At 54.6% G+C, this 26,122-nt stretch carries 25 protein-coding genes and 1 pseudogene; 10 read left to right on the forward strand and 16 right to left on the reverse strand.

Features of this window, described 5'->3' with window-relative positions; genetic code table 11:
• Positions 1-36 precede the first annotated feature (36 nt).
• The 5 genes and pseudogenes from BMX68_RS07735 to BMX68_RS07755 form a co-directional block, all read left to right on the forward strand.
• Positions 37-317 (forward strand): annotated as a pseudogene (locus tag BMX68_RS07735) (hypothetical protein); the annotation flags it as partial.
• A gap of 469 nt (positions 318-786) precedes the next feature.
• On the forward strand, positions 787-3,087 hold the full coding sequence (locus tag BMX68_RS07740) for an ATP-dependent nuclease (protein WP_017131367.1): 2,301 nt from the start codon (positions 787-789) through the stop codon (positions 3,085-3,087).
• Positions 3,084-4,973, forward strand: a complete 1,890-nt coding sequence (locus BMX68_RS07745) for a UvrD-helicase domain-containing protein (RefSeq protein ID WP_017131368.1) — start codon at positions 3,084-3,086, stop codon at positions 4,971-4,973. The genes BMX68_RS07740 and BMX68_RS07745 overlap by 4 nt, the downstream gene beginning before the upstream one ends.
• Before the next feature lie 124 nt (positions 4,974-5,097).
• A complete protein-coding gene (locus BMX68_RS07750) occupies positions 5,098-5,526 on the forward strand; it encodes a very short patch repair endonuclease (RefSeq protein WP_017131369.1) in 429 nt (142 codons plus the stop codon).
• Complete coding sequence (locus BMX68_RS07755) at positions 5,475-6,896, forward strand: DNA cytosine methyltransferase (RefSeq protein WP_256218769.1); 1,422 nt, start codon at positions 5,475-5,477, stop codon at positions 6,894-6,896. Before BMX68_RS07750 ends, BMX68_RS07755 begins: the two co-directional genes overlap by 52 nt.
• Here BMX68_RS07755 and BMX68_RS07760 read toward each other — a convergent pair whose 3' ends face one another.
• Entirely contained in the window at positions 6,897-7,751 is an 855-nt protein-coding gene (locus BMX68_RS07760) for a hypothetical protein (RefSeq protein ID WP_017131371.1), read from the reverse strand.
• A 487-nt stretch (positions 7,752-8,238) separates the two neighbouring features.
• On the opposite strand from BMX68_RS07760, the gene BMX68_RS07765 reads away from it, so the two are divergent.
• Complete coding sequence (locus BMX68_RS07765) at positions 8,239-9,195, forward strand: YagK/YfjJ domain-containing protein (protein WP_017131372.1); 957 nt, start codon at positions 8,239-8,241, stop codon at positions 9,193-9,195.
• Positions 9,196-9,528: 333 nt separating this feature from the next.
• Here the strand turns inward: BMX68_RS07765 and BMX68_RS07770 are convergent, their stop codons facing one another.
• Together BMX68_RS07770 and BMX68_RS07775 are read right to left on the reverse strand one after the other, a co-directional pair.
• Positions 9,529-10,317 carry a hypothetical protein gene (locus BMX68_RS07770; RefSeq protein WP_017131373.1) on the reverse strand — a complete coding sequence of 263 codons (789 nt, stop codon included), beginning with the start codon at positions 10,315-10,317 and terminating at the stop codon, positions 9,529-9,531.
• 49 nt (positions 10,318-10,366) lie between these two features.
• Positions 10,367-10,720 (reverse strand): hypothetical protein, encoded by a 354-nt coding sequence (locus BMX68_RS07775; RefSeq protein ID WP_017131374.1) that lies wholly within the window; start codon positions 10,718-10,720, stop codon positions 10,367-10,369.
• Positions 10,721-10,858: 138 nt separating this feature from the next.
• On the opposite strand from BMX68_RS07775, the gene BMX68_RS07780 reads away from it, so the two are divergent.
• A complete protein-coding gene (locus BMX68_RS07780; RefSeq protein WP_017131375.1) occupies positions 10,859-11,206 on the forward strand; it encodes a helix-turn-helix domain-containing protein in 348 nt (115 codons plus the stop codon).
• Positions 11,207-11,579: 373 nt separating this feature from the next.
• Here the strand turns inward: BMX68_RS07780 and BMX68_RS07790 are convergent, their stop codons facing one another.
• From BMX68_RS07790 to BMX68_RS07810, 5 genes are all read right to left on the reverse strand, one after another.
• On the reverse strand, positions 11,580-11,786 hold the full coding sequence (locus BMX68_RS07790) for a hypothetical protein (RefSeq protein ID WP_017131377.1): 207 nt from the start codon (positions 11,784-11,786) through the stop codon (positions 11,580-11,582).
• Positions 11,787-11,828: 42 nt separating this feature from the next.
• Positions 11,829-12,725, reverse strand: a complete 897-nt coding sequence (locus BMX68_RS07795; protein ID WP_017131378.1) for a recombination directionality factor — start codon at positions 12,723-12,725, stop codon at positions 11,829-11,831.
• A gap of 88 nt (positions 12,726-12,813) precedes the next feature.
• Positions 12,814-13,818, reverse strand: a complete 1,005-nt coding sequence (locus BMX68_RS07800; protein WP_017131379.1) for a YqaJ viral recombinase family nuclease — start codon at positions 13,816-13,818, stop codon at positions 12,814-12,816.
• Between the two features lie 73 nt (positions 13,819-13,891).
• Complete coding sequence (locus BMX68_RS07805) at positions 13,892-14,860, reverse strand: DUF932 domain-containing protein (protein WP_017131380.1); 969 nt, start codon at positions 14,858-14,860, stop codon at positions 13,892-13,894.
• A gap of 89 nt (positions 14,861-14,949) precedes the next feature.
• Entirely contained in the window at positions 14,950-15,279 is a 330-nt protein-coding gene (locus BMX68_RS07810) for a hypothetical protein (RefSeq protein ID WP_074862008.1), read from the reverse strand.
• 286 nt (positions 15,280-15,565) lie between these two features.
• Between BMX68_RS07810 and BMX68_RS07815 the strand changes: the two genes are divergently transcribed.
• Genes BMX68_RS07815 through BMX68_RS07825 form a run of 3 tightly spaced genes read left to right on the forward strand, consistent with a single transcriptional unit; the run spans position 15,566 to position 17,976 of the window.
• Positions 15,566-15,790: a helix-turn-helix transcriptional regulator gene (locus BMX68_RS07815; protein ID WP_017131382.1), complete on the forward strand. Its 225-nt coding sequence runs from the start codon at positions 15,566-15,568 to the stop codon at positions 15,788-15,790.
• Entirely contained in the window at positions 15,790-17,256 is a 1,467-nt protein-coding gene (locus BMX68_RS07820) for a YfjI family protein (protein ID WP_074862012.1), read from the forward strand. The genes BMX68_RS07815 and BMX68_RS07820 overlap by 1 nt, the downstream gene beginning before the upstream one ends.
• A gap of 15 nt (positions 17,257-17,271) precedes the next feature.
• Positions 17,272-17,976, forward strand: coding sequence for a hypothetical protein (locus BMX68_RS07825; RefSeq protein WP_017131385.1), 705 nt, complete (start codon positions 17,272-17,274; stop codon positions 17,974-17,976).
• A gap of 253 nt (positions 17,977-18,229) precedes the next feature.
• Here the strand turns inward: BMX68_RS07825 and BMX68_RS07830 are convergent, their stop codons facing one another.
• From BMX68_RS07830 to BMX68_RS07865, 8 genes are all read right to left on the reverse strand, one after another.
• On the reverse strand, positions 18,230-19,435 hold the full coding sequence (locus BMX68_RS07830; RefSeq protein WP_017131386.1) for a tyrosine-type recombinase/integrase: 1,206 nt from the start codon (positions 19,433-19,435) through the stop codon (positions 18,230-18,232).
• A gap of 431 nt (positions 19,436-19,866) precedes the next feature.
• Positions 19,867-20,625, reverse strand: a complete 759-nt coding sequence (locus BMX68_RS07835; protein WP_074862015.1) for a LexA family transcriptional regulator — start codon at positions 20,623-20,625, stop codon at positions 19,867-19,869.
• A 224-nt stretch (positions 20,626-20,849) separates the two neighbouring features.
• Positions 20,850-21,377 carry an inorganic diphosphatase gene (gene ppa / locus BMX68_RS07840; protein ID WP_017131388.1) on the reverse strand — a complete coding sequence of 176 codons (528 nt, stop codon included), beginning with the start codon at positions 21,375-21,377 and terminating at the stop codon, positions 20,850-20,852.
• A 112-nt stretch (positions 21,378-21,489) separates the two neighbouring features.
• Positions 21,490-22,302 (reverse strand): M90 family metallopeptidase, encoded by an 813-nt coding sequence (locus tag BMX68_RS07845; protein WP_017131389.1) that lies wholly within the window; start codon positions 22,300-22,302, stop codon positions 21,490-21,492.
• A 4-nt stretch (positions 22,303-22,306) separates the two neighbouring features.
• Positions 22,307-22,960 carry a DedA family protein gene (locus tag BMX68_RS07850; protein WP_017131390.1) on the reverse strand — a complete coding sequence of 218 codons (654 nt, stop codon included), beginning with the start codon at positions 22,958-22,960 and terminating at the stop codon, positions 22,307-22,309.
• Between the two features lie 273 nt (positions 22,961-23,233).
• On the reverse strand, positions 23,234-23,692 hold the full coding sequence (locus BMX68_RS07855; protein ID WP_017131391.1) for a GNAT family N-acetyltransferase: 459 nt from the start codon (positions 23,690-23,692) through the stop codon (positions 23,234-23,236).
• Positions 23,693-23,795: 103 nt separating this feature from the next.
• The gene (gene eutC, locus BMX68_RS07860) at positions 23,796-24,626 is read right to left on the reverse strand and encodes an ethanolamine ammonia-lyase subunit EutC (RefSeq protein ID WP_017131392.1); all 831 of its coding nucleotides are present in this window, start codon (positions 24,624-24,626) and stop codon (positions 23,796-23,798) included.
• The gene (locus BMX68_RS07865) at positions 24,623-26,017 is read right to left on the reverse strand and encodes an ethanolamine ammonia-lyase subunit EutB (protein WP_017131393.1); all 1,395 of its coding nucleotides are present in this window, start codon (positions 26,015-26,017) and stop codon (positions 24,623-24,625) included. Before BMX68_RS07865 ends, eutC begins: the two co-directional genes overlap by 4 nt.
• Positions 26,018-26,122: the final 105 nt, after the last annotated feature.

A 26,122-nucleotide genomic window follows, 5' to 3' on the forward strand; every position in this document is an offset into this window, starting at 1 on the left:
GACCAGACTACTCGGTTATTACGCACTGCACGTGGTTTGGCGAGTAGCCACGGGACGCCAAGGGCCTACGGGTATGACAAGCCATTCGCCTGACCGTCATGGTCAATGAAAACACCGCCGCGTACCAATTTGTCTACGACGCCTCGGATCGAATGATCGAAGAAAAACGCACCGATAATCTGGCACGACGTTTCAGCTAAAACCTCGGTGGGCATCTGACGCGGGTTGATGAAATCGGCTGCGGCGACAGAGTAGAACGCCCGCAGCGCCATACCGGATTTGAGCGTGATCCGATTGGTCGATTGCTGGCTAAGCTTATATGGGGCTTGGGGAAGTTGAAACGCTGGCGGTGAACGACGTTGATCTTCTTGTCCCCCCCACTTCATCGTCGGATGAGGTCCAATGGCGTTGAACGCCATTGGACAGGGGTATGCTTGAAGCGTCCGTAATAGCTAGGCTATCGGCAGGATTCTCAGATGGAATAGGATTATTTCGGACAATTAAAAAGCCGGCTTGTGGGCGGCGTTATTTTTGATATTTTCCTAGGTTTTACTGGGTTTTCCTGCTGCTAACTATTCTGTCCCCCCAATTGTCCCCCCATTCTGGGGGCGCGTGTTTTTTTGCTGCAACTCTGAGCTTTCAGGCTGCGTGCTTCGGCGACAGTCATTGAGACCTCTGTTATTCCGTTCTCATGCCTAATCAGCTAGTTTGACACAGTCGCAAGCAAAGGCGATTTGAGGGATTAGGGCTCCAAACCGAGCCGTCAACAGTTGCAGGGGGCGACCAATGTACTTGAAGAAGCTGTGCATCAAAAATTTTCGTCGGTTACACGACGTTGTTATCGATCTCGCATCCGATATTTCGATTTTTGTTGGAGCGAACAATAGCGGCAAGACTTCGGCCGGTCACGCTCTCCAGCTTTTTACGGGTAAGGGCAAGTTTTCGCTCCACGATTTCAGTTCCGATCTTTGGCCGCATTTTGTTGCGTTCGGCGAGGGGCGTGCGAATGCGGCCCTGCCTACAATGTCGATTGATATCTGGCTTGAAATCGGTGCGGCTGATGTTCACCGCGTCATCGACCTGCTTCCCAGCTTGGCATGGCAGGGTTCTCTTGTCGGCTTGCGTGTAGCCTTTGTTCCGATCAATCCAGAGGTAACGCAAACCAAGTACCGAGAGATCAGAGAACGCGCTTTGGCAGCTGTCGCCAAAGAGCAGCGTGTAGAGGCTCCCTTCGATCCTTTTCCCAAGGATTTGCAAGACTATCTTCGCGATAAGCTTAATGACGAGTATGAGTTGCGCTACTTCGTGCTTGATCCGGCACGTTTTGATGCACATATGGCCGCTGAGCCAGGCTATGAACCCGTTGCGCTAATACCTGGAAAGGGCCGGAGTGGTCGTGAAATATTGAGCTCACTTATCCAAGTGGACTTCCTCCATGCGCAACGCCATCTTTCGGACAGTCCAGGAGGTGCGCGGGCAGAGGACCTCTCACGGGTTCTCAGCCGCTTCTATAGTCGGAATCTTGAGCAGAAGGCGGATGATGTCGATGCGCTCAGAGCACTCGCAAACTCCGAGAGTATGCTTAATGAGCACCTTCAGCGGGTTTTCGAGCCGACGTTAGAAAGCCTATCGAAACTAGGCTACCCAGGCCTGAGCAACCCGCGGCTAATTATTAAATCCGCACTCGATCCCTCCGTAATCATGAATAGCCGCGATGGTGCTCGGGTTCACTACGCCCTAGGAGCTTTGGAGAACGGTATTGAGCCACCAACGCTTCCAGATCGCTACAACGGCCTAGGTTTCAAGAACCTTATTTTCATGGTCGTTGAGTTGTTGGATCTTCATGCGCAATGGTTGGCAATTGAGGAAAATCGGCCGCCATTGCATTTGGTTTTCATTGAGGAACCGGAGGCTCACCTTCATGCACAGCTACAACAGGCGTTTATCCGCAAGGTCCTGGATATCCTAAAACTCAGTGCAGAGGACGCTTCTCACTGCAACAGCCAAGTCGTGGTGACGACCCATTCGGCTCACATTTTGTACGAGCGCGGCTTTCGACCGATAAGATATTTCCGGCGTAGGGGCCAAGCTGGGGATCGCTCGGAAGTACTGAACCTGTCGGTTTTTTACGAGCAGACCGATGACGGGGTTCGGAATTTTCTGGAGCGCTACCTCAAGTTGACTCATTGCGATTTGTTCTTTGCCGATGCAGCAGTGCTGGTCGAGGGCAATGTCGAACGCTTGCTTCTCCCGCAGATGATTGAGATCGCTGCACCTCGGCTTCAGTCAACCTACCTCACCATTCTCGAAATTGGCGGCGCATTTGGTTACCGGTTCAAATCGTTGATCGACTTTCTAGGGCTTACTGCACTGATCATTACTGATCTTGATAGTGTTGTTGGTCCTGCGGCAGTTGAGGCTGAGGAGGTTGTTCCCGAGCAGGTTGCAGTGCTTGAGGCTGCCAATGATGGAGGCGATCAGGACGCGGAAGATAATCAGGTAGAAGACCTTGAGGAGGAGGATCAAATTGAGGGCGCGGCTCCTAAACCCGGCAAAGCTTGTATCGCGGGGCATCCCGATGCAGTGACTTCAAATCAGACGTTGATTCAGTGGCTACCAAAATGCGGAACTATTGCTGAGCTTTTTGCCGCTAGTCCAGAAGATAAGACTCAGGAGCGAGTAGACGAGAGCACTTCATTGGTTCGTGTGGCCTACCAATCCCGTATCAATGTCACATGGAGAGATGAGACTAAGGCGTTAGCTGGAAGGACGCTTGAAGAGGCGTTTGCTCTGGAAAACCTTGCTTGGTGCCAGGATAAGTCCCGAAACGATTTGAAGCTGAGGATTCCGCGTGCCGCCGATAAAGACTTGAACTCTTTGGTCGAACGTATACATAAGCGCGTAAAGGGTGACAGTTTCAACAAGACCGACTTCGCACTCGGACTATTGGCTCAGGACCCTCACACTTGGCAGGTCCCGACCTATATTGCTGAGGGGCTCGCTTGGCTTGAAAGTGAAATAGCCCCCCAAGTAGAGGACGCTCAGAATGAGGTTGAACGAGATGCTGCGGAAGAGGGTGCAGCATGACTAGCCGTGTAGGAAAGCCTGACACTCAGGCTGACATTGAGCTCCGTGATTGCCTAGATGAACAGCCAGCGAGGTCTTTCGTCATGGTCGCCGGCGCTGGTGCTGGTAAAACCACGTCACTAATAAAAGCGCTCCAACATCTTGCTGTCACCCGTGGATCAGCTTTACGTCGAGCGGGTCAAAAAATTGCGTGCGTTACCTACACCGAAGTCGCAGTGTGTGAGATCTGGGGAGATGTGGGAAACGCGCCACTTTTCCACGTTTCGACTATCCATAGCTTTTTGTGGTCAGTAATTAGTCAGTTTCAGGTCGATATTCGGCATTGGGTTGCTGATCGAATTCGCGAAAAAATCTCGGTAAAACAAGAACACCACGATAAGCCCAGAACACAACAAAGAACCAAAGACCGCCTTATTCTGGAGATTGCTGAGCTAGAAGTTGAGATGGCTTGTTTAGACCGGGTGCCACAGTTTACCTACGGAATGGGAAGTGACTACGTTGCCGGTGTATTGGGCCACGACGATATTCTGAAGTTGGCTCCTGCCTGCATCGAAACTCATCCGCTCTTGCGCCAGCTTATCGCTAACCGCTTTCCTTATATTTTCGTGGATGAAAGTCAAGATACCAACCCGATTGTGGTTGAGGCATTAAGGTGTATCGCTGTCGAGCAACCAAATATCTGTGTTGGTTTTTTTGGCGATCCAATGCAGAAAATCTACATGACTGGCGCAGGACCGATAGTACTTGAACATAGCTGGCGCGAGATCAACAAACCTGAGAACTTTCGATGCCCAACCTCGGTTCTTGATGTTGTGAATGCGATTCGCGCATCCGGTGATGGCCTTGAGCAAACTCGCGGTCGGACTATCGAAGTGGATGGAGTATTTCAGCCTGTCGTCGGGTCGGCCCAGATTTTCGTGCTTCCAGCAGATGAACACCGGACTGAGCGCCTGGACGCTATCCGACGGTGGTTGCGACAGGCTACCGATGATCCATTATGGTTGAGTGACAATACTGACGCGGATGTCCGTTTGCTTGTTCTAGTCCATCGAATGGCTGCTGCACGCTTGGGGTTCCACAACCTCTATGCTGCGCTGCACGATCAGGCGCCCGATAGTCTGAAAAGTGGCCTTGAGGACGGCAGTGCGTGGCCTCTCCGAACGCTGCTAAAGATCATACTCCCGATAGTCCTAGCGGCACGGGCAGGTGATCAATTTACGATTATGGATTACCTGAAGGCAGAGTGCCCATTGCTGCAACCCGAACGCATTCGTAACCAGGATGCCCCTACAATTCTTCAAACGCTTCAACACAGTGTGAATGTCCTAGTCGATATGCTTGGGGAAGAATCGAACGCGACAATCAAGGAAATCCTGATTCACGTTAGAGGGAGCGAAATGCTCTTGCTAGATGAGCGATTCAATCCATTTCTTGAGCCAGAGCCAGCCGATGACGGTAGCAGCGGATTCAAAAATTTGGTCGCTTTCTTAGAATGTAGAGCAACCGAACTTTGGGGGTATCGAAAATATATCGAGGAGGAGTCTCCCTTCGCGACGCAGCAAGGTGTGAAGGGGGCGCAGTTCGAGCGTGTCCTTGTGATCTTGGATGAGGAGGAGGGCTCGCATAGCCATTTCTCGTATGGAAAATACTTTGGATTTGTTCCCCTATCTGAGAGGGACGAGGAGAACATTGAAGCCGGAATTGACTCAGTCCTGGACCGTACGCGAAGGCTCTTCTATGTTTGCTGTTCCCGTGCAGTGAAGGATTTGGCGGTTGTAATCTTCACTCCAGAGGTCGCTCAAGCTCGTGCTGCAATTGAGCGGGTGGGCCTATTTCCACCGAATGCGATATTTGGGCTTGAGGAGCTTCGCGCGGCGTCAAATTGATGTGATGTGGCTAGCGCCCCTTATGTGCACAACGTTCCGTTGCAGCACGGGGTGCTTGTAAATACGAGCCAAGGGGCGTCGAAATATTTCTAACCTACGCATAGGCGGGATATCTGGAGGATCAATGGTCGACCTCCGCTCCACAGAACAGCGACGCAAAATCATGCAATCCGTCGGAACCGTTGACACCGGCCCGGAAATGGTCGTACGTAGAGTCCTCCACGCCATGGGCTATCGGTACAGGTTGCACCGGAAGGATTTGCCCGGAAAACCAGATATCGTTTTTGCGAAAAAAAGTAAGATCATTTTTGTTCACGGCTGCTTTTGGCATGGGCATGCTTGCCCAAAGGGACGCCTACCCAAAAGCCGCTTGGAGTACTGGGAACCTAAAATTGATCGTAATCGCCACCGGGATCGCTGTACCGAGGATGCCCTTCGTCTCAGGGGGTGGGACGTTTTGACCGTATGGCAGTGCGAGCTCAAGGATCTTCACTCCTTGCGGTGTCGTTTGTCGGCGTTCCTTGGTCCTTGCAAAAAACCGATCGACATCTGATCCAGAATCGCGTAAATTCCACGCCTCGTATGAAGGCGAAGGTTTTTCTCGCCGAGGGAGGAATGCAGATGACACGACCAATTGGAATAGATCTCTTTGCCGGGGCTGGTGGAATGTCCCTGGGCTTCGAGCAGGCAGGCTTTGACGTGGTAGCTGCCGTTGAGATCGACCCAATCCATGCTGCCGTCCACTCTTACAATTTCCCCAACTGTGTGGTGATTCCTCAGTCGGTATCCTCGTTAACTGCTGAGGATATTCGTGATGCGGCGAACATCGGCCGCCGAAACGTAGATATCGTCTTTGGTGGCGCGCCGTGCCAAGGCTTTAGCCTAATGGGGCAGCGCGCCCTTGACGATCCGCGTAACTCGTTGGTCAAAGACTTTGTTCGTATTGTCGTAGGCCTGGAATCCTCATATTTTGTTTTTGAGAACGTTAAAGGCATTACGGTTGGCCGACATAAACAGTTTCTTGCTGAGCTCATCGAGGAGTTTCAGAGCAACGGCTATGACGTTCTGCCCTGGAGAGTACTCAATGCAGCAAACTATGGCGTACCGCAGGAACGAGAGCGCTTGATTCTGATTGGGGCCAAGCGCGGACTAAGACTTCCTGAGTACCCGGAGCCGACAACTAGATCGCCTAGATCCTCTCTGCTACTCGATGCACAGTTGCCAGAAGGACCGTCCTGCCAAGATGCTTTGGGAGATATTCCTGATGCAGAAGACTACGATGCGTTAATCGAAAGTGATTCAACAGCCGTCAAGTGGGGACGTCCGAGTGCCTATGCCAAAGTTCTTCGCGACATGGTTGCCGAGTCGACCTACTACGGCTACAAAAGAAACTGGAACAAAGAGCTACTAACAAGCAGCCTTCGCACGAATCATTCTGAAATATCTCGTGCTCGATTTGCGTCAACAGAGATGGGCCAAGTAGAGCCTACCTCTCGATTCTTTAAGCTGCACGCTAACGGGGTGTCTAACACGCTTCGTGCGGGCACTGATTCTGCCCGGGGCGCATTCACAAGCCCTAGACCCATCCACTATAAGTACCCGCGCTGCATCACCGTGCGAGAAATGCTTCGTCTACATGGATTCCCTGACTGGTTTCGCACGCATGTAACGAAATGGCATGGTGCGAGACAGGTCGGGAACGCTGTTCCTCCTCCACTGGCTCGAGCAGTCGCAGCAAGTATCATTGACGCTATTGGCTGGGTACCCTCCAGTCCTACCGGGGCTATTTTGATGGGGGATGAGCGACTGCTTTCCATGGACATGGGGCAGGCCTCTCGCCATTTCGAAATCAATGTTCCAATCAAGCAGCGAGATCGCAAGGGAACGCCAAAACCTAGGCAGTCAGTCACTCAGCCCGCGTAGTTAAATGCCCTTTACCTTCGGCTGAAGCACGAACATAGCGTCTCGATGGAATGTTGGGACGCTAAACTGACCTAACGAATCCCTGGTCACTGCTGCGAATTCGACCACATAAATCCCTTTGTTTCTGATCGCTGCAATGGCTACAGGGATGACGAGATCAGTATCAGTCGACTCGAAAGCGGCTATCACCTGACGGCCAATTTGTTCAGTTAAAATGCGTTGATTACCTTGTTTAGCTTCCACGGTAATGAGTACTTCAGACTGTTTTCCATCAGGTGCGGCGCGCAGCGCTCGGAATAGTGCATCTATCTGAACCTTTCTCAGTTTGATGTCCATTTGAAGGTGCGTGAGCTCCAACGCATCAATCTGGCTGCTCGCTGCATTAGCAAAGTGGCTCTCGATGATTCGTAGGTTCACGGCTACTTGAAGCAGCCATGATTCATCTGTACGACCTAGCGCTTTCGACGCCAGAGGTAGGCTGAGGCTTTGCACCGGGAAGCTTGGCGTAGAGTCAGATGGAAGAAAATCTTCGTCGAGGCTGTCAAGGGCACCAGCTATCCCGTGAACAAACTCGAAAATTGCTCCATCACCTGTCCTTTGGACCCCGCCGATCTCCAAATCCTTCAGTCGTTGCGGCCAAATCTTCGAGGCGCTTTTACCCCTGACAATGTCCTTCATGAAATTAAACGGGTTGCCGTCTAGCTTCATTTTGATGCCGTGGTGCTCTGCGCAGTAGCGTTTCGCGTCTTGGACGTCAGCTGCGCTAACGAGTGTGCGTGAAAACGTCTTGGTCCCCTCGTCGTAAAGCGTATCGAATATCCGTTCGATAATTATCGTTTTCTCGCTAACGGCCATCCACCCATGCTCCATCTAAAATCTAGGATGCGAGATGGTAGCAAGAAAGACCTAGACCGAGGTGGGTGTTGGCGCTGACGCCGAATTAACCCAGTGGTCGATGCCACGCTGATCCAACCAATCGGCAAAAATGCAGCACTGGTAATGGCTCACAAGGTAGGAGCTTGGGCATCAGAATTTCGGTGACTAGGACAATTTTGCGCTGGCGATAACACTGTTTTCTCAGCTAACTCCCCCAGGATTCAAATGGGTCAATCTCTCGGCAGACTTGGCATTGGGGAGCAGCATTGGCAAGCCTGATCGAGATCGGACGCCGTGGGGTGAGGTGCTTCTAGTTATATAGCTATTATCTATCAATAAGTAATTATTAAGTGTGTTTTATCTATCTAGGCTAAGCAGTACCTACCTCAAGCTAGCGATAGGTCATCAGTTAAAAAGTACACAGAGCACCTACCTGATATGCAGACAACCAATCAGGTACATCATCATGACCAAGCGCAATACCTATACCCACCTTTCCCAGTCCGACACCGCCATCCAGATCGAGCGACTCGTCCAGGCCATCGAGCAGCATGACAGCGCAGCATTCAGGTTCAGACAAACCCGTGCAGGTTATGAACGAGTTGAGGAGACCAGGCTCTCCAGGTATTTCACTCACATCCGCCAGATGTTGGATTTGTTCGACGACCGAGTTGAATACCGCTACAGCGAGCACCTGCAAGCGTTTAGGGAAGCATGCCAGGACATTGGGCTGGAACGTCGCCCTACCGGTCCTGTCTGCTTGAATGAAGAGGGTACGGCCTATCTCGACCATCACCGCAGCATGAACGTCCTGGTCGCCCGGATCCGTCAGTTGACTCGTGAGCGATGGTATCTCCGCAGGAAGGATGACCTCCGCCTCCAGGCTAAGAAGCAGGAGATCCGAGTCTGTGACTACTCCGACGCTGTGGTTGATCGCTACTCACGCACCATCATCGTCAGGATCAATCTCTACTACCGTGCGGAAGCTCAAGCTAGGTTACGCGTCGAGCACGTGTTCGACGACCTGGATCGACTGATTGCGGAGCATGAGCGCAACCCGATCTTCAGCCATCTCATTGGCTACATCTGTGCGATGGAACAGGGGGATCGAAATGATGGTAGGGGGTACCACATCCATGCGGCCTACTTCTTCAATGGCAACGAAGTGCGTGGAGACGTCTACAAGGCCCAGCAGATTGGTGAGTTATGGGAGCGAATCACTAGGGGGCAGGGCTACTTCGATAGCTGCAACCACGACAAGGAAAAGTACGGAGACGGGCGTGGTATCGGCATGATCCTGCGGAGTGATCGAACGATCCGGCGGAATGTTCATAAAGCGGTGCGGTACCTAGTCAAGGACGCCCAGCATCTGCGGATGAAGCCGCTCCGTGGCAGATGCCTACGCAAAGGATTGCTAAGGTAGAAAATCCGGGGCGATTCACATCAAGGGGCTGGTTGCCGTTCTCTACCGGTCATCACCACAGCGGTAGCCGGTCAAGTCGAATGCAAACGGTTGGTCTGCATGGATGCAATTGACTCCTCAGTGGCAATCCTAAGGGTCAAGTCCATGCAGGTACGCAAAGAACGAACGGGCAATACTGAATGAGTCCAAATTGGTGGCAGGCGAAGCGGCATGAACACGGCTATGTACTTGGCCAAAAAATAAAAACTGAAATGAAGTCAATAGGGGGCGCATGCCCCCTATGTAGGACTAGCAAGGCGACTGTTCAAACCTGCGTCGCAGTGCTCAGGTCATTTATTGCAACAGGTAACCCATCGGCTGGTCGTCTTTGTCGAAGCAGAGGATTGTTTCACAGTGGCCGCCTAGCTGGTCGGCATTCGATTCGCTTATGTCCGGTAGCCATTTACCCAGTTCGGCAATAGGGACTTTTTTGCTGTTGATGTAGCAATCGTCATCCATGCGTGGGTTGCACCAGGCAGTCTTGACGTCAGGCCATTTGGACTGGGCCGAGCTGGAAGGTGACTGAACCTTTGCCTGGGCGTTTCCCTTTTGAGCTTCCCAGGCGGCGTAGCCACCCTCATAACGCTTGTCGAAGGTCGAAACCAGTTCATTGTCCGGGACACCTGCATCTAAGTAGAGCTGCATGAGCTGGCTGCCGGCTTCTGCGTAGGACACTTGGCGAGAGACGTCGTTGCGGTAGGCAACTGGCTTGCCATCCGTACTGCTACCGATCCGGTACCAGATCGAGATCAGGAACGGGATGTCCTGGCTCCACTCACCCACCATTGCGTTGCTCACACGGCACTTGCCACGTTGACACATGCTACTGATCTGGTTGTTGTAGTTGATGTCAACGCGACGGTTAGCGTCCCAGATCGGGATAGCGCGTGCGTTGGCCAGCCAAGTACAGTTCAAGATGGTCTGGCCAGTGTAAATCTTCTTCATGTTACATGGGATGGCTTCGGGGAGGCCCTTCAGTGAGGTCTCATCCGGGAAGAACAAGCCATTGCCTTCGTAATAGTCCACGGAGGCGGTGGCGTGAGCACAGAACGCGAGAAGGAGCATGCTGAGAATACGTTTCATGGTTTATTTCTTACTGTGAAGGGTTTGACGAGGGGGCTGAGCAAAGCTGCTATTTCTTGTACGTGACCCTGAGCTTTTTATTGACGTAGTCTTTGAGGATTTCGTAGTCGGGGTTGTAAGTAACGAGCGCATGGCCCACACCTGCTACGGCCGTCAATGTTGCTATGGTCAATGTTGCAGGTGTTGTCAGGACGCTGAATACAGCACCAAGTGCGCCGCCCTGTACCACAGTACTTTTCACATCACTTGTGACTCGACACTTCAGTCCCAGACTTTCAATCTTGGTTTCGACAAGATTAATACCTGCCATGAAATTGCCCCTGAGGCCATGGATCTCGAAGCACGCTTTGCTCTTCACGAGACCTTCAATTTGCGCTTCATTCAGACCGGTTACGACGATCATGGATTTCTGAGCTCCCTGCAAGAGATAGTGGTTTAGAGAAAAAGTCGCATATCAACTTTTTGGGTTGAGTCTCGGTTTGGGAGGTCCTTCATGTCAATAGGTTGATCGCCAACTATCCAGGTTGAACTGGAGGGTGGCATGTCAAAAACCGAATCGAAGCAACTGGCGGAGATGGTGGGCCAAGCAATTGCTCGCCAGCGTGTTCGTTGCAAGCTGAGTCAGGAGCAGGTCGCCGAGAGGCTTGGGATTGGCAGTGAGGCGGTTTCGCGCATCGAGCGCGGGATCGTGATGCCCAACGTCGAGCGATTGGTGGAGTTAGCGAACGTTTTTGGTTGTCAGACAGCCGACTTGCTGACCGAGGGAAGTTCACGTCCGGAAGATCAGGCGCGCCGGCTTTACGATCTGTTGTCGACGCTGGACACGAGCGACCGTACGCTCGTCATGGGCATGGTGGAAGGGCTTGTTGAGCGTCTCGGTCGTGGCTGAGCAGCGGTTTCACGGCGGCAGAGACGCTTGCTCTGCGGCGTCCTCGTCGAAGAGCGCGCCGCAACGCAGGCATAAACAATCGAACCCCGCGAACTGATACTTTCCGACATCTTCAGCAACTCGCAGCGCTGATGGGTAGGCTGGAGCGATAGCGGCCAGCCCGTTCAGGAGTGAGTTGTATCTGGGACGGTCCTGCGGGCTCTCATGCGTGTTCTGAGCTCCCCGTACTGCTCCATCGGCCAGGCCGAATAGCAAGGCAATGCCCCTTGCGGCCTCCAGGGTGAGGACGGCTTGGGAGTCGCAGATCAAACACTGTCTGATCATCGTTCATTCTCCTAATGGGTGAGTGTGGCTATGCGCTGTCTGGCCACCGTTACGTGGCAGCGTTTTTGCTGGGATTGCTCTGGATCGATGCGCTCAACACCTTAAGCAGGCGATTCAGAATCCAGCACGCCAGCAGTACGCCGACCAGCAGTGGCGGGAAACGCAACATCAACACAATGCTTACGACCAACGTGCCGGCTGCCGCCAACGCGCCAATGAACGCAAACAGGCAAAGCAGAAATCGCAGTAGGGTCATTTCGGGCCTCCAAAGTCTTCCTGAAGTCAGGCAGGTGCTAGGTCAATGAGTTTGAGTGGCGAGCGCTTCGAGCTTGTCGGCCAAAGCGTTGGAGTAGGTTTGTGGTGCTTTGCATAGTTCCGTGGCGGCGGTTGCATCCGGGCTTGAAAAGAACTCTTCAATCACAGCGCCGCTGTCTTCCTCATTGTCCTCAAAAGCGCCGTTGCTAAAGCCTCGACGTGCCGCCACATCCAACGCTACCTGATCAAATCCCGCTGATTGCCGTTGGGTCTCAAGTTCGTTGGCAGACTGCAGCATCTCTGCGATGTCCATGCCGCCGCGCACGGTCAGGTCGACGTAGAAAATCGGTGTGCCATGACTCTGTCGTGTCGACTTGCCACGCAGGCGCAACTCCAGCGGTAGGCAGGCCAAGCGGTTGCCCGAGATAGCCTGGAAGTAATGCAGGCGAGCGGCCAGGGTGCGGATGCTGTTGAAGCCGGTAGTGCGGAACACGAAACTGCCGAGTGGATCGTCATCACCGATTAGCACGTTCAACCGGCCATAGGGCCTGCAGGCTCCGCCTTTGGCTAATGAACAAACATCCGGCGAGGGGCAGGGCAGTGATTGCATACCGTCCTGCGTGACACGTTTACAGGCCTCGCCATTGCCGACACACAGCGGTCGTCCAGACTGGCGGTCGAACAGGGTGTAGTCGGCCCGGAAATTCAGCTCCGGTTCGTTGAACAGAAGACGTACCGGGATGCTGCGCAGCTTGTCTTCCTTACTCTGGCGCAGTTCGTCGTTGAGTGGGTGTAGTAGCCAGCCATCCCTACTTTGTACCTGGGATGTAATGGTGAACTGATCATCTTTCTCCGGTAGGCGCTTGCCGTTTCTCTCGACGATTTTGCCGATGGAGATGCGTCCGAGCACAGGGGGTGTCAGGGCTAAGCCTTTCAACATGATGGTTCTCCTGGAAATGAAAAAAGGCCAGCCACGCAGCGCGAACTGAATGGACTGGCCAAGGGGAGAGAATTGGGGAATAGCGGAGTCAGTTGATCAGGAAGCGACGACTGCCTTCCTTGGTTTTGGTGTAGCGAACTTGTAGGTAGGGTTTCTCTTGCAATAGGCGTTGGACATCGAGTACGGCACTGTCCTTGGATTTCTTCCAGCTGATGTAACCGCTGGAAAAATCCGCTCGGGTGGCCTCGCCCATGGCCTGCAGCAGTATCTGCTTGAGCTGGGCCTCGCGCGTTTCCTTCTCGCCGATGGACTGGCGAACGGCCTTGAGTTCCAGGTAGGCCGCTGCTAAACCGGCGCGACTGCTGAAGTCGACGGTCTGGCCGTTGTCTTCTGGGTACAAGCAGCGCAAAGCTGCTTCAGCCGATGCGCTACCGTCGGCCGGTGGCGGGGTATCGGTTTCCACGTAGGTCCAGAACTTGCGCTCCAGTTCGATCAGGCGAGCGATCATTTGCTCGTCACGCTCTATGCGATGGATCTCCAGGTGCTGACCGCCCAGCAGTACCGCCACATCCGCGGCCTGCTTGCCAGTAACGGCGAGCTGGTGCATCACTTGAAGCTGCACATACTCGGGGACGCCGTCCTTCCAAAGGCGTGCCCCATTTATGCCGGCAGTTTTGCATTCGAGGATCTGTACGTCGTCTGCGCCGATCACCTCGCGGTCGATGTTGGCGAGCATCCAGGGTAATTTGGGATTCGGATGCTGCAGCACGGCGTTGATCCGTCGCACCTTGTTTTTGGTGCGCTTGCTGTAGTGCCAAGCGACGATGGGTTCCAGCACATTGCCCCAATAGGCTGGGCTCTCTTCATCATGAGGATCTATTTTCGGTAACGTGGCATCGCGACCGGTCTTTTCGAGCCATAACTCCAACTGCGATTTGTACGGGTTGAGGCCAACCGCCGCGCCTGCGTCGGAGCTACCGATGCCTCGTTTACGTATGGCGAGCCAGTCCTCACGCGGCAGCTCTTTAGTGCTGACCAGGCGAAGGGCAGGGCGGGGCTTAGGGGTACTACTATTCAATGAGGTTGCTTTCATCGTGTTCACCTTGCAGGCATAAATACGTCCGACCAGCACAAGGCTGACCGGGCGTGGCGATTGACGAGAAGGGTTAAGCGGCAAGACGCAGGGCTGCATCCAGGGCGCGTTGCTTGATCTGCGCACCTTGACCAAACCACGCCGAGTCCATGCGGTACTCATTGCTACGGGCGCGGCGCTCATGATCGACGTACTCCGTCACCGCATTGAGTAGGCCCCAGGCGGTGCCATGTGCCGATTCGAGCTGGCTGCCCCGACCACGGCCTTCATACAGATCTTGTACCTTGCGCAAGGCCCGCTCATTGGGTAATTGCTCCGGTAGTTGATTGCTCGGATTGACCTCGCACAGCACGTTCATGAAGTACCCCAAAGCCTCAGGCCACTTCACCTTGCGCTCAGCGAGATGGCGCATGCGGTACATAAACTCATCCCATTGCGAGACGGCAATGCCGAGTTGCTTCTTCACTGCCTTCGAATCGAAGCGGGTATTGTGCGGCACCTTGATTGCACGAGATGAACCGTCCAGGGCTATCGTCAAGGTGTTGTTGCATACCACGCGCACGGTGGTGGGTGTTGCCGTGGTGGCCAGGGTGCCGTCGCAGGACGTGGCTAGCAGCAGGTAGCCGTTGACCTGATCGTTTCCTTTCAGGGCAGCGCCTTGTCCGGTGCGCGCCAGTGCCCAGAACTTGCGCCCGCCTTTGAGTACCCCCGCAGTCTCCAGCTCGTAACCGGAGACCTCGGTGAGGTCACGATAGAACTCCAAAACTTCCCGAGGCTGCACGGTGTGGTAGCGCTGGGAAACCACCGACAGCGGTGCTTTGGTGTCCGAACGGTAGAGCACCTTTTGCTCGGGGAAGGAGTGGATGCTGCCGAGATGGCCGACAGCATCGGCTTTGAAGTGAACGGGGCTTTCTTGGATTGCCCAGTCCATCCCAGCTTCGCGTTGCCAAACTTCGATGGGTTGTTTCTGAGTGAGCTGATTGCCCAGGCCATGCCAGGGAGTTACGCCAGCGTAGGCCATAGTTTCGACGAAATGAGCCATGGTGGTGATTCCTTTGGGTGCGCGCCGGCATAAAGGCTGCGCATCGCGCAGCACCATCCGGACGTCATAAATGAGAGTGAGGTAATGGATTAAGCAGGCAGATTGAAGCGGTGGCCGCAGAGCAGGCAGAGGTTGTGGGCCAGGACGTGGCGATCAAGCGACTCACCCAGTTGGGCGCCGAGTGCGCAGCCGCCAACACCGCCGGCAAGGCCTCCGAGGATTGCCCCAGAAACCGAGCCGAGACTGATACCGACCGGTCCGGCGATAGCGCCAATCAGCGCACCAGCCTGCCCACCAGCCAGTGCCGCACCGACGCCACGAGCAACACCGCCAACGGTACCGATAGCCGCGCCGACTTTCATGGCGTGATGGAAAGAAGCGACTTTGGGGGAATGACAGCGAGGGCACTGCAATGACATGGGGCTAACCTCCTTGATGATGTAGTCAGGGAGGTTATGTGTGGCCGAAAAAATAACGAATGGAGTTTTCATGCAGGGTGGACGCCCCCTACGGCCGCTACTTTTGCTACAGCGGTAGCAGCTTTAGCAGGTAGCGGAGGGCTGTTGGTTAGAAAAAATGCTGTGGTTCGTCACTCTCGAAATCTCAGCCATGTCAAGGCAATCGCTAGAAATAATATCTGTTTAGCGGTTTGGCTGTTTCTATTTCACCTACCAGATACCGTTGAGGCGTCTGAGGGAGGGCCTTATGCAAATAGATAGTTTTGAGGATGAACTTCGCGTAATCCGCATTAATCGGCTTCAGGTCATGCTGGGGCTCAGTCGGTCGACTATATATGAGCGAATTAAACCAGGTTCAAAGTGGTTTGATTCGGATTTTCCTAAGCCGTTCAAGATCGGTAGTTTCGCAGTCGGATGGGATCTGCGGGAGATAAGAGCATTTATTGAATTGAAAAAACAGGAGGGACGTTGATGCATGGTGAGAGGCCGGCGCGGCAGCCGTCATGGAATAGGGCTTCACCGGCACCAAAGGATGCATCAAATAAACATATTGCACCTGATACTGTTCCGGATTTACCGTTCGAAGTTTTTTCTGAAGCAGTTTATGAGGTGCAGAGAAACATAAAATCCCCAAGGGAACTGGCTGTTTGCTCTGCGTTGGCGATGATGTCATTAGCTTGTCAGGGTCTATATGACGTTAGGTCTCCTCTAGGTAATGTTTACCCGTTGTCGCTTGCTATCATGGCGATCGCCGGCTCTGGGAGTGGAAAGTCACCGACGCTTCGTGCGTTGTCCGCAAGTGTATTTAAATATCAAGAAGCGATCCTTGTGGAGCGCGGTCTTGAGTTGACTAAGTATAAGTCTTTGCATGCTGTTTGGTTCGAGATTTTAAAAGCACATAAATCTAATTTAAGAAGGTGCGTGAAACGAGGTGAAGCCACGGAAGAAGTTGCTAGGCTGATCTGTGAGCATCAAGATAAAGAGCCAAGTCCACCATTGAACTTGTTGTTTCTCAATGATGATGTGACAGTCCAGGCTTTGTTTCAAGCTATGAATGGTGGTTTGTCGTCGGCAGGATGGATCTCCAGCGAAGCGTCAGGGATTCTGAAAGGAGGAGCATTTCAACATTTCGATAAAATCAATTCAGTCTGGAGTGGGGATGGTGTGCGGGTGGGGCGTGTTTCAAGTGAGTCCTATCAGGTGCTCGATGCAAGACTTGCCCTTTGCTTAATGATTCAGCCTAGTGTTTTTGAGTCATTCAACGAGATCAAGGGAGATGCTGCAAGAGGTACGGGTCTTACTTCTCGTTTTTTATTTTGCCGGCCTAAGTCCACTCAAGGTTCTAGAATTACTGACGGATCTGAAGAGCGATGGGACGCTTGCGAGAGGTTTGGAGATAAGGCAGTTGCTCTTCTGAAAGAGTATGTTGATGGTCGTCGTTTTGGCAAGTGTACTCGAAAAGCGATTCGATTGTCGGAACGTGCTAGTGAGATCTGGAACAATACGCGCAATCAGATAGAAAAAGAAATTTCGGAAGATGGGACTTATGGGTGGGCGCCAGATCATGCATCAAAGCTTGCTGAAAATATGATCAGATTGGCTGCTATATTTCATATATTTGAGGGTCGCGAGGGGGATGTTTCTGAGACGACGATGCGGGCGTCAATTGAGCTTGGTTATTGGTTTTCACGTCAGTTTAATAAAGTATTCAGCCCTGATACCATGCTAGAGAACGATGCCAGTGAGCTCCACGCTTGGATTAGGTCGAATTATGATAAAAAAGGTGAGCGGCGCGTTGATAAAACCTATATTAGACGTCATTGTCCAAATAGACTTAGAGATTCAGATAGGCTGGAGGATATATACGAAAAGCTTGCCCGTGATGGGCTGATTCGCCTTGTGCAGGAAGGTAAAAAAGGAGTTGTGATTCTTAATTGAAATGGCTGAGGTTTTATGCGTGCGTACAATTCAGTTGCGGAGGTTGAGGGTGCAGGGGCTTATGTTGCACTGTCAAAGTTGCGAGCGATGTTGCGGTTTTCGCTTAGAAAATTTTGGCCAAAGGAATCGTTCCATCTTTTTAGAAAGCATGTTTCTCGATTTGTGGAAAAGCAGGGGGTTGTTTCTGAGAGGGATATTTTGAAATGTTGGCTGAGGGAGGGTGATGCTCGTGGTACGGTAGAGTTGAAAGAGAGATTTTTCTATGCGGTTCTTTATTATGAAGCGGCGGTGTCGAGGCTTACGGAGGGGCGTCCTGAAGCTTCGGCAATACTTGCTATGAGATCTGCATTAGAGATTGGTAGATTCGATGGGATGCAGAATTTTATGTCTGTAGTGAATTTGGCTTATAATGGAAGGGTTTTGGGGGCTAAGGTTGGAAAAAAGATAAGAGAAGACATTTATGAGATGTTAGCTGAATTGTTAGTGCCTAGCCCTGCCAATCCGTGGCGTAGTTATGCTGAGGCCGCTAATACGCTTTCCAAGGCGCTTTCAGAATATGTGGACAGGAATTGGATCTCATTAGACTTTGATGTTTACGAATTTATTGTTACGAGTATAGAGAAGAAAGGTAAGGTTCGAGATCACTATTTTCGACATGCGTTAAAGGGGCGAGATGTATCTTGTCCTAGTTGCGCTGAAGTGTTTCGTGTTGAGCCCTAACTACCTGTAATGTAAAGTTGGATTCTTGATGCCGGCCCTGAGCCGGCATGAACGTATAGAAGTATTGGGTTCGCCAAGCTTTGATAGCTTTGCGCGATCTTGTCTGTCTCCCTAGAGATTTAAAGTTTTCTTATCTCATGATTTAGAGCGGCATCTGCAATGTGTCACTCGGTGGGTTTTGCCGCCTTGAGGCGCCTTGCTTTGTGCGCTGATTATATATTTCGAGGCGGCGACCTCTAGATAAACTTTATATTCAGGTTGTTGGCGGAGGGGTTGTAAATATGCTCCAGTCATTCATAAGTAAGCGCCTCTTATCCAGAAAGTCCGAGCGAGAGTATGCACCTTCAGTCTGATCACGCTCGTCATGTGCTAGCGCCATTTCACAGACCTCCCGTGGGTAATGGGTGCATTCACCGGCCCAATCACGAAATGAAGACCGAAACCCATGACGAGTGATGTGCTCATAACCCATGTCATGCAGTAGGGTTCGTATAGCGTTTGCGTGCATTACCCCTGTCTTGCCTTGGCCTGGGAAGAGAAAGGGACTTCCCTCATCTCGCGGGATTCTCTTCACCAGCTCTACGACTTCCTTGGCAAGCGGAATTACGAAAGCTACTCGCATCTTCATTCGCTCGTCTGGCAGGGACCAAGTTCCAGCCTCTAGATCAAACTCATCCCAACGAGCGAACCTAACCATGTGGGCGCGTGCGCTGGTCATGATCAGCAGTTGAGCGGCCCAGGACGGGGGAGTGGAATTTGCCCTGAGCTTTATCATCAGTTCCGGCACTTCCTGCCAGCGCAATGCTTCAAAGTGCTCACGCTTCCGAGCTTTCCTCTTTTCAGAGCGGCTCAACAGATTGTCTAAGTGCCCGCGCCAGCGAGCAGGGTTCTCACCCTGTCGCAGATTGCGTGCCTTGGCCGCGTCCAGGATCTGTTCTATTTGCCCACGCACCTCGTCAGCGGTTCTAGTCTTGGTGGCCCAGATGGGTTGCAACACCTTAAGCACTTCGGGAGTGCCGATGTCTTCGGCTGACAGCTTGCCTATGTGATCAAACGCATACAGCTCTAGCTTTCGCAGCCATCCCTTACGCCATTTCTCCGACCACGCCGAGCCGTGAGCATCGCGGTATTCTGCTGCCAGAGTCTCGAACTTCATCTGCTTGGCTTCACTTGCACGCTGGGCTTCCCGTTGAGCGGCGCGCTCTATGTCCCTGGCTGATAGGGGATCAATGCCATCACTCAGTTGGCTGCGTTTAGCGCTGGCGTCTTGTCTCGCCTTCTTGAGACTCACCTCAGGGAATGAGCCCAGCCCCATCTCTCTACGACGGCCCGCCAGTTGGAAGCGAAGCAGCCAGGATTTACGCCCAGTAGGTTTGACGACCAAGCGAAGCCCATCACCATCTTCATAGGTGCCGGGTTCGGTCAGGTTTTCGACTTGTTTCGGATTCAGCTTACCCATTAGATTTCCCCTGTCGCAGTTTTGTCCCCCCACCTGTCCCCCCACTTCATCGTCGGATGAGATCGAATGGCTTTGAACGCCATCGGACAGGGAAATGCTTAAACCCCCCGGAATAGCTACGCTATCAGGAAGATTATCGGATGGGATAGGATTATTTCGGACAATTAAAAAGCCGGCTTGTGGCCGGCTTCTCGGGGACGGGTTTGGCTTATTTTTGGTAAGCCTTGTCCGCCTTCAAAACATATATCCAGAATCGCGATGTCTGGTGGTGGGATGCTGCGCAACAGTCTTGCACTGCATCAGGGCGCGCCGGAGCTGCTTTCACGCGACGCTGCCCGAATGTGCGGCGCAGGATACCCATATTTACGGCAGATTCCCAGCGAAAAGCGCTACGCAGAGCTGTTGTCTTTATCGATAGTGGCTCTTTGAGGTTATTTAAAGGGCACCGGTGGGCGGCGTTTGTTCAGGGTCGACCACCAGAATACCCAGCCCAGCATGTGGATGTTTTGCTGCTCGATCTGTTCTTCCGTGAAGATTTCGTCCGGGTATTCGTCGCTGTTGTGGCTGCGTAGCCGCAAGGCGCCTGCCGGCAGGCGGTAGACGTATTTCACCCGCAACATGCCGTCGTGTTCCAGCGCATAGATTTCACCGTCCACGACCTGAGTCAAGCTGCGGTCGATGGCAATGGTGGAGCCGTCCTGGATCTTCTCGGCCATGCTGTTTCCAGTCATTGGCGCGCAGATGGCCTTGTCGGGGTCGACACCCATGGCTTGCAGGATCCGATACGGCAGACGCACCTTGCGCCCGGGCATGGCGGCGACCTGGGTCTGCTTGGCGCCGGGGTTGACGGGGGTTTCCTTGTAGAGCGGGAGTTGCACGTCGTTGCGTTCGGTGGCGGCCAGGTCTTCGCGGGCCGAGTAGGGGGCTTTTTCGTTGACTGGCAGGTGTGAGTGGTCGCCCTCTGTCTCGCCGACCGAGGCGCCGGGATGTTTTGGACCGTCACCCGCACGCAGCCAGCGGCTGTTGACACACAAAAGCTCGGCTATCTCGTCCATACGTGCCATGGGGATGCCACGCTTGAACCAGTTATTGACGTGCTGCGGCGTCACCTGCCGGTTGGCAGCGAAGTCCGAAGCTGAAAGATGGCACTCCCGCAGGAGGGCCCTTAAGCGATCGCCTGATGTATTCATGAACACGGAGTTTACTGGTGTGTCACATTTGTTTAAATAAACCAGGTGTTCAAAAATAGCCAGCGAAATCACACAAGATGATGGATTGGGTTGATCATTCCTACGCCTGTATTTCTATGTGCGACTGGTGATGTTTATTAAATAAACAATTTGTTTGTTTTTGGCTGGGCAGGCACAAAAAACCCCGGCGGACCGGGGTTCTTCATAGCGGGCACGCAGGCGATTTAGCCCTTGTACGCGGCAACCGACTTGGTAATTTCGGCGCGAGCGGCTGCGGCATCACCCCAGCCTTCGATTTTCACCCACTTGCCTTTCTCGAGGTCCTTGTAGTTCTCGAAGAAGTGTTTGATCTGCTCCAGCAGCAGGGGTGGCAGATCGGTGTATTCCTTCACGTCGACGTACAGTTGGGACAGCTTGTCGTGCGGGACCGCGATGACCTTGGCGTCGCCGCCGCCGTCGTCGGTCATATGCAGGATGCCAACCGGACGCGCACGGATCACCGAACCTGGAGTGACCGGGTAAGGGGTCACAACCAGTACGTCGAGAGGGTCACCGTCGTCGGCCAAGGTGTTGGGGATGAAACCGTAGTTGGCCGGGTAGAACATCGGGGTGGCCATGAAACGGTCAACGAACAGGCAATCGCTGTCTTTGTCGATTTCGTATTTGATCGGCGCGTGGTTGGCCGGAATTTCGATCGCGACGTAGATGTCGTTCGGCAGGTCTTTGCCAGCCGGAATCTTGCTGTAGCTCATGGGCGATGCCCCCGTTAGTTGACCCAAAAACACTGGTCGGATTGACCAAAAAGTGGCGGCGATTATAGGCACATTCCAGGGTGGATGCCACGTGTCGCAGGACGCGCGGGCTTTAGGCTTCAGTCTTATACCGTAAGTCATGGGCCTGCAGGTGCCGCAACCGGGTCAGCGGGTCCTGGCGGTAGAACGCGCGCAGTTGCTCATAGACTCGCGGGTAGGCTGCGACCAGCAAATCCGGAGCGCTGAAGAAATATTCGCTGGTAACCGCGAAGAATTCCGCCGGATTTTCCGCCGCATAGGGGTCGATGGCGGTCTCGGAGTCGGGGTGGTGGTCCAACTGGCGATTGAGGTCGTCGTAGGCGTGTTGCATCACCTTGGCCCACTCACTGACCCGCATGTCGTGGTGCAGTGGCGGCAGGCCGTTGGCGTCGCCGTTGAGCATGTCGAGTTTATGCGCCAGTTCGTGGATCACCAGGTTGTAGCCTTCCCAGGCACCGCTGGCGAGCACGCCTGGCCAGGAGAGGATGACCGGTCCGCGCTGCCAGGCTTCGCCGCTGTGTTCGCCGTCCCATTGGTGCTCGACGCCGCTGGCATCTCGATGGCGCTGCGGGCTGAGGAAATCGTCCGGGTAGAGGATGATCTCGTGGAAACCCGAGTACCAGTCGAGGTCGCCCAGGTGTAGCAACGGCAGTTGCGCCTGGGCCGCCAGCAGCAGGCGGCTTTGCGGGTCCAGTTCGACACCGGGCAGGGCGCTCAGATGTTTTTCATTGAGGAACAGCACGCTGTGCTCTAGCAGCCAGCGCTCCTCGGCGTCGCTCAGACCGTCGAGAAGGCTCAGGTGTTCGCGCACGTGCTGCCAGGTTTCGGCGGCGACGGGATGACGGGCGAGGATCCGCTGCCGACGCCAGGCACTCAGCGACCACACGGTTTCAGTGTGTCTCGGCTTTGGACGTAGCGCCGAAGCGGCTGCGCAGCACGCCGATAATCATGGGCACCAGTGACAGCATGATGATGAAGACGACCAGCAGCGACAGGTTTTTCTTGATGAAAGGCACATTGCCGAAGAAGTAGCCCAGGGTCACCAGGCCGCCGACCCAGAGTACGGTACCCAGTACGCTGAACATGACGAAGCGCGGATAAGGCATCTTGCCGACGCCGGCGACGAATGGGGCAAAGGTCCGCAGGATCGGCAGGAAGCGCGCAAGGGTCACGGTCTTGCCGCCGTGGCGGTCGTAGAAATCGTGGGTCTTTTGCAGGTAGTCGCGACGGAAGATCTTCGAGTTCGAGTTGCTGAAGAGTTTTTCGCCGGCGGTTCGGCCGATGATGTAGTTGGTGCTGTCGCCGAGGATCGCCGCTGCCATCAGCAGGCCACCTAGCAAGACCGGGTCCATGCCGCCACCGGCAGCCACCGCGCCGGCGATGAACAGCAACGAATCGCCCGGCAGAAACGGCATGACCACCAGGCCGGTTTCGCAGAAGATCACCAGAAACAGAATGGCATAGATCCATGGCCCGTAATTGTTAACCAGCAGGTCGAGGTACACATCGAGATGCAGGATCAGGTCTAGCGGGTTGAAATCCATGGGTGGCACCTGTGTTGACGGTCTGGCTCGGCAGACCTGTGCAAAGAAAAGTAGACGCGTAGTTAACTACGTCGAATGTAGTTTTTTCGTACATTCTTGGGAAGTCTGGATTATAAGAGCTAGAGAGGATTCTGCCTGTAGAGTTTGTAGCCAAGGATGTCGCGGGGCGGGTGTAGGCGCCTGACACCGTGGCAGCGAGCTTGTGCAGGGCCCGAGGAGGCCGCTAGCCGCTTCGCGGGCAAGCCAGCTCCCGCAGAGAGTGGTCCTGGACGATCAGTCTTCACTGATCGGTAACACGTAATTCTTGAATTGGCTGTCTTCGCGAAAGCCGATGGATTCGTAGGTCTTCTGCGCCACCTCGTTGTCGCTGCTGGTGGACACCCGCAGCCGTACCGCGTGGGTTTCGCGGGCCATTTTCTTCGCCGTGCGCATCAGGTTGTCGGCCACCAGTTGGCGCCGGGCGTGTTCGGCCACGTAGATGTCGTTGAGGATCCACACGCGCTTGAGGGACAGCGAGGAGAAGCTGGGGTAGAGCTGGCAGAAACCGAGCAGTTTGTTGTCGTCATCGTCCGCCAGGGCCAGGTAGATCACCGACTCTTTGCGGCGCAGACGCTTTTCCAGGAAGTCACGGGACGAATCAGGGAGAGGCGGCGCGCCATAGAGTTCACGGTATTTGACGAACAGGGGCGTCAACAGGTCCAGATGTTCCTGGGTCGCTTGGGTAATCCGCATAGATCAGGCCTCAACTTCTTCGATATGACGGCAAACGGTGCACTCGGGCAGTCGTAACGCGGATGTTTGCCAAAGCGCCGCGAAAGCGCAATCCGGATGACGATCAGTCTTGGCTGGGACCCAATAGGAAGTTGCTGTTTGAATGGACATCCGATTGGCTTTCCAATGTTTGCACCTGGGCCTCGTCCTTGAGACTGACCCCCGACAGTTGTCGGCGGCAAGCTTCTTTCATCAGGTACAGCAGTTTGTGAGCAGCCATGCCGTAACTCATGCCCTCCAGCCGGACGTTGGAGATGCAGTTGCGGTAGGCGTCGGTCAAACCGACCCTTGGATTATAGGTGAAATACAACCCCAGGCTGTCCGGCGAGCTCAGGCCCGGCCGCTCGCCGATCAAGATCACTACCATCTTTGCGCCCAGCCGTTCGCCGATCTCATCGGCCACCGCCACGCGACCCTGTTCGACCAGCATCACTGGTGACAACGACCAGCCTTGCGCCGCGATCTGCTCTTCCAAGCGCGCCAGGAACGGTGCCGCATGGCGATGCACGGCGAGGGCCGAGAGGCCGTCGGCGACGACGATGGCCAGGTCGACCCCTCCGGGATTGGCCAAGGTATGTTCGTGTAGCTGTTGGGTCGAAGCGCTGTCGAGCTTGCGCCCCAGGTCCGGGCGTTGCAGATAGCTGTGACGGTCGGCGGCGGCACTGTGCAGCAGCAGGGTGGCGCGCCCGCCTGCGACCAGTTGGGCGCTCAGGCCGGCGTGATCGAATGGCAGATGCACGGCATCGCGGGCCTGGGCATGGGCGAACTGGAAATCCAGTTGTGCGCGGGTGGGCAGGCTGGTGCCCGTGCGGCCTAAGGCGATCCGCGCCGAGGTCAGGCGGCGCAGTGGCAGCCAGGGGTTGTCGCTATCGATCTGTTTGGCCATGTCGTTCATCCGAGCTGCGCCAGTGCCTGGCGAAACGCCGGGGGCAGGCGGTTGCCAAAATGCACCTTGCCGTCGGCCTGGGTAAAGATACCCATCTTTGCTAACCATTGTTCGAATTCCGGCGCGGGCTTCAGGCCCAGGGTCTGGCGGGCATAGAGGGCGTCGTGGAACGAAGTGGTCTGGTAATTGAGCATGATGTCGTCAGAGCCGGGGATGCCCATGATGAAGTTGATCCCGGCCACGCCCAGCAGGGTTAGCAAGGTGTCCATATCGTCCTGGTCGGCTTCGGCGTGGTTGGTGTAGCAGATGTCGCAGCCCATAGGCACCCCCAGCAGCTTGCCGCAAAAATGGTCCTCAAGGCCGGCGCGGATGATCTGCTTGCCGTTGTAGAGGTATTCCGGGCCGATAAAGCCAACCACGGTGTTCACCAGGAACGGCTTGAAGTGCCGGGCCACGGCGTAGGCGCGGGTTTCGCAGGTCTGTTGGTCGATGCCGAAATGCGCGTTGGCCGACAGGGCGCTGCCCTGGCCGGTCTCGAAATACATCAGGTTCTGCCCGAGGGTGCCGCGATTCAGGCTCAGGCCGGCGTCGTAGCCTTCCTGCAGGACGTTGAGGTTGATGCCGAAGCTGGCATTGGCTGCCTCGGTGCCCGCGATGGACTGGAACACCAGGTCCAGCGGCACGCCACGGTTGATCGCCTCGATGGAGGTGGTGACATGGGTCAGCACGCAGGCTTGGGTCGGGATCTCGTAACGCCTGATGACCGCATCGAGCAGGTGCAGCAGGTCGCAGATCGAACTCAGGCTGTCGGTGGCCGGGTTGATGCCGATCATGGCGTCGCCGTTGCCGTAGAGCAGGCCGTCGAGAACACTGGCGGCGATGCCAGCGGGGTCGTCGGTCGGATGATTGGGCTGCAGGCGGGTCGACAGGCGACCGCGCAGGCCGAGGGTGCCGCGAAACTGGGTGACGACGCGGATTTTCTGGGCGACCAGGACCAAGTCCTGCACGCGCATGATCTTCGATACGGCGGCGGTCATTTCCGGGGTCAGTCCGGGGGCCAGGGCACTCAAGCTCTGTTCGTCGGCGGCGTCGCTGAGCAACCAGTCGCGCAGGCCGCCGACGGTCAAGTGGCTGACGGCCACGAAGGCCTGTTTGTCGTGGGTATCGATGATCAGCCGGGTGACTTCATCGGTTTCATAGGGGATCAGTGTTTCCTCGAGGAAATGCTTGAGCGGAACATTGGCCAGGGTCATCTGGGCGGCGACGCGCTCGCCGTCGTTCTGTGCGGCGATGCCGGCAAGGAAGTCCCCGGAGCGTGCGGGGCTGGCCTTGGCCATGAGCTCCTTGAGGCTATCGAAACGATAGGTCTGGGCGCCGACGGAGTGGGCGAATGTGGCCATGGACTGTGTCCTCCTGAGTCCGGACTGTTTCTGTGGCGGCGAACAACCCATTGTGGCAAGCCTCTCGCCACGATGGGTTGGCGTTGTCGTTTTGTAGGGCGGGCG

Source organism: Pseudomonas agarici (assembly GCF_900109755.1).
Classification (GTDB): domain Bacteria; phylum Pseudomonadota; class Gammaproteobacteria; order Pseudomonadales; family Pseudomonadaceae; genus Aquipseudomonas; species Aquipseudomonas agarici.